At 53.1% G+C, this 3,238-nt stretch carries 2 protein-coding genes and 2 pseudogenes; 2 read left to right on the forward strand and 2 right to left on the reverse strand.

All coding sequences use genetic code 11. The annotated features are described in order from the left end of the window. Positions 1-1,581 (forward strand): site-specific integrase (locus F0155_RS22965; protein WP_204934611.1); only part of this gene is annotated, 1,581 nt, incomplete at its 5' end. 170 nt (positions 1,582-1,751) lie between these two features. After that, positions 1,752-1,877 (forward strand): annotated as a pseudogene (locus F0155_RS22970) (IS3 family transposase); the annotation flags it as partial. A 132-nt stretch (positions 1,878-2,009) separates the two neighbouring features. Here F0155_RS22970 and F0155_RS22975 read toward each other — a convergent pair. Further along, positions 2,010-2,654, reverse strand: a complete 645-nt coding sequence (locus F0155_RS22975; protein ID WP_161599887.1) for a vWA domain-containing protein — start codon at positions 2,652-2,654, stop codon at positions 2,010-2,012. Next, a pseudogene (locus F0155_RS23520) lies at positions 2,605-3,238 on the reverse strand (hypothetical protein); the annotation flags it as partial. The pseudogene F0155_RS23520 and the gene F0155_RS22975, both read right to left, overlap by 50 nt.

Genomic DNA, 3,238 nt, shown 5'->3' on the forward strand with positions numbered 1-3,238 from the left:
CGAAAAGAACTGATGGAGAGGATGGACGCCGCCTTCAATGACTATGCGCTCCTTTGCGATCAGGAGAGGGGAGAAAACCGCACCGCGCCGCTCTTGCCGGATTCGCTCATGGAGGTCTTCAGAAATGCGACCGAACTGCTCCGGCGGCCTCTTCCTTCAAGATCCCTGAAAGAGAAGGCCGCACATATCCCCTTGAGGGGAATGATGATGCTGCAGTCCGCGCGGGAAGAAAGCTCGCCTCTCTACGATCAGATCGGTCATGAGATGGAACGCATTTACGATGCCGCATTCTATCGGGAGGACATCAGAAACCTGCTCGCCGGCATTCCGGCCTCTGCCCCAGAACCGGCGCCTCAGCTACCAGAGCCGCAAGAGAGTGCGGACCGGGCGGTGCCCACTGGCTTCACGGCTTCTCCACTCAACGAGCCGAAGGCGCCTGACAAGACCGACAGGCACCCCATCTCCGCCGCGATCGATCTTTATGCTCGGGATCTGGAGCACCGCAAGGGAAAGAATGACCCGAACATTCAGAACCTGCGGACAAGGGAGAAGATGTTTGTGACCCTCATGGGAGACATGGACGTCCGTGACATCACCGGCTCGGTTCTCAGGACTTTCGGGTACCGCATCTCCTATCTCCCGTCCCAGGTTGCCAAGGCGGGTTCATGGAATGCCGACAATCTTGAAGGCGTTCTCAAGGCGAACGGAGAGGGACAGGATCAGGTTGCACCAAGCGAAATGCCTATCGGTGAAAAGACACTTGTCGACAAGACCCTTGGTGTCCTTCGGACTGCCATTCGCTTTTACTGCGACGAGCAGAGCATTCCGTTCCGGATGGACAACTTCCGGTTTTCGCTCCCCAAACACACGCCGCGCAGCCAGAGCCGTTCCAAGGCCAAGCCCGACCGGATCAATGAAATGTTCAAGGCAGGCCAAAAGGACGAACGGTTGGTGCAGGCAATCCTGCCGTTGCTCGGCGCGCTGACAGGAAGGCGCATAAGCCTGCTTGCCTACATGCGTGCGGAGAACCTTGAGAGGCGAGGGGGGCACTGGATGATCAAGGTTGATCGGCTCTACCAGGAGGACGGCCAGCTGAAGGTAGCTCCGATCAAGAACGACGAGTCGACCGGGAGCTTTGTCTTGCACGAGTTTCTGGAAGAGATGGGATTCATCGACTTTGTCCGTTCCAAGAAAACCGGCTGGGTATTTGAAAGCCTTCATCTTCCCGGAATTGTCGACCCGGGCGACACCGCCCAGAAAAGGCTGGGCAGATTGTTCAAGGGGGCAGGCGTCACGGATACGGTGTTCCACCAGCTTCGCCATTTCGTCATTGGCAGCCAGAGAAACACCGCCTTGTCCGATGCCGTGCAAAAGAAGCAGGTCGGCCATTGTCAGAGCAGCGCTCACGACCATTACGGAGACGATTGGGAGCCAGCGGAAATAGAGGCTGTGGCAACCCTGGTCCTCAGTGAATATGTGGTTTGGGACCTGTTCCGGAAATTTGATTTTACCGGGGCAGAGGTGAAGTGCATCGCGTCCGCGCAAAAAACTCAGCGGCGGCTGGGGAAGTCGCACAGTTAGTGTGCATTGATGTTGTGGTCACCGAGGATCCCAAGGGGGTGGCCGGAGGCTCAACGTATATGGCTTAGCGGAAAAAGGAGTATGGGCGCTTTGCGCCCTGCTCGGCGCATCGAGCAAAGGAATGCCGAGGAGAACCTGCAAACTGGTACCGAGCCCGGTCGCGCATTTTCATATTCGAAACGATTGAGGAGGCAAAGGATGACGCCACGCGCTGGCTATGGACATACAACAATGAGCGGCCCAACATGGCCATCGGCGGAATTACACCCGCAATGAAACTGAAATTGGCGGCCTGAAGTCCAGTTTTGAAACCTACTGAAAATGGGATGATTACCCTACTACCGCTCCCCTTGATCTTTCGCAATTAACGCCTGAAACCCTCGCTGTGTTTGACCGCTACCAAGAAGCCTTCTTTCCGTCTTCAGCTCTCAGTTCGAGAGGTAAACCGACTGGAGAATGGAGTTCAAGAGATCCTTAAACGCCTTGTTGATTTCCGCCTCGGAATTGGCCCGGAAGAATTCCGCCGGCGAGGAAGCGCACTCTTTCATCGCTCTTTCATATTGTGATCCGCTGTACTCGGGATCTACCCAGAAACCGTAGACTGTCCTGTCCGGGACATTCTTGAACGGGTCACACCAGATCGGGTTAAACGAGGCCTTGTAGTATCTGTAATTGGACGTTTGGCCCCATATGTGGTCCGTTAGGCCGCTTTTGACATTGTGGTGAGACACGGCATCGGAAAGGATGATGACGTGTTGTTTGACGCCGTTCTTCGGTTTCAGATTATTCATGATCTGGGAAAACTCGGTGAAGACTCCGTAGAAGTTTGTGCCTCCACCCCGGTACAGTTCTCTGTGAATTCGAATGTTGGTTGCACGCGACTTGAACTTGTCAATGCCATCCATAAGGCCGGTCTTTGTGTGAATGTGATTTGAAAAGGTATAGAGGGCTGTCTTGACCTCGATGTTGTCCAGATTTTCCTCAATCTGGGTAACAAGGGATTTGATTGCGTTGCGTACAACATTAATTCGAAGTTGGGCTCCAATCTCTTCCGCAAGAGCGACTGTCGACATCCAAATTTTCATGGCAGGCAAATTGACAGCCTTTTGCACCCTTTATCCAGTGAAAACCCACGGTGTTGATCATGAGTTTTCGATCTTTGTCACTTGCGCCAATACCCATTGACGGGGACACATCGATTAAAAAGATGAACTCGTGTTTCCCGGCGGCAAAGGAGACTTGAGCGGTTGATTCTACCTTGTAGTCGATTGACTTGCTAAGTCCGACGGCCTCGGTCATCAATGAGCTGTGTTGACCGGTAATACTGGCGTTCGCCTTGATGGTATTTCTGTCCGAGTCCGCAAAGTTGATGTTGACCGTAGTATTAAGGATCTTTCCTTTTAATATAGCTCCACGCTGCTTGATGTACACTTCCGCATCGGCATTTGCCAATTTCAGGGCTTTCACCTTGGAGATTTTTTGTCCGGTGTAACTTTTGTATTTGTTGACTACGAAGAGAGCGGCCTCGTCTGCAACCATCTGAGCCTGATTTTTTTTGTTGTAGACCGCCGACATATCGATGCCGATGCTGATAGTGGCTAATTGTTCCCCGTCAGCGGCTAATGGACAAATTGGTTTGATTGCGTAAGGGAGTGAT

The organism is Roseibium sediminis, assembly GCF_008711325.1.
In the GTDB taxonomy this organism is placed as follows: Bacteria; Pseudomonadota; Alphaproteobacteria; order Rhizobiales; family Stappiaceae; genus Roseibium; species Roseibium sediminis.

What these genes read in the sequence shown, in the direction of transcription:
- F0155_RS22975 (WP_161599887.1), bottom strand. Translation starts at nt 2,654, where the DNA reads ATGTCGACAGTCGCTCTTGCGGAAGAGATTGGAGCCCAACTTCGAATT.